This is a genomic window from Desulfovibrio sp. OH1186_COT-070 (assembly GCF_003860215.1).
Lineage (GTDB): Bacteria > Desulfobacterota > Desulfovibrionia > Desulfovibrionales > Desulfovibrionaceae > Desulfovibrio.
In genome coordinates this window covers 1-421 of sequence record NZ_RQYH01000181.1, presented here as the reverse complement: position 1 = coordinate 421, position 421 = coordinate 1, and the positions used below count along the sequence as shown (strand labels likewise).

Below are 421 nucleotides of genomic sequence, written 5' to 3'. Positions count from 1 at the left end.
CAGATTATCAATGAACTGCAAAAGGGAGGATTTGATTTTGACAAGAACGCATATATTGAATCCCTTGTAAATACTTCCGTTCTTATCTTGGATGACTTAGGAATAGAAAGAGATACAAGCTATGCCAAAGAGCAAGTATATAACATCGTGAATAACAGGTACTTAAAACAGAAACCGACTATCTTCACTACTAACCTTTCCTACGACACAATCCAAAATTGTAAGGATAGCGTAGAGTATCAAAGAATCTACTCAAGAATCATAGAGATGTGTATTCCTGTTATGGTTGTAGGAGAAGATTTTAGAAAGGTTATTCAAAAGGACAAACTGAATCGCAATAGGGACAGACTGCTGAATGGAGGTGAGAGAAGTTGATCAATGAAGAAATAGCAAGAAAAACACTGAATATGGAAGTTAGAGC

At 35.9% G+C, this 421-nt stretch carries 1 protein-coding gene; it reads left to right on the top strand.

Features of this window, described 5'->3' with window-relative positions; genetic code table 11:
* Window positions 1-375 (top strand): ATP-binding protein (locus EII23_RS12445; RefSeq protein WP_185702414.1); only part of this gene is annotated, 375 nt, incomplete at its 5' end.
* Between the last annotated feature and the right edge of the window lie 46 nt (window positions 376-421).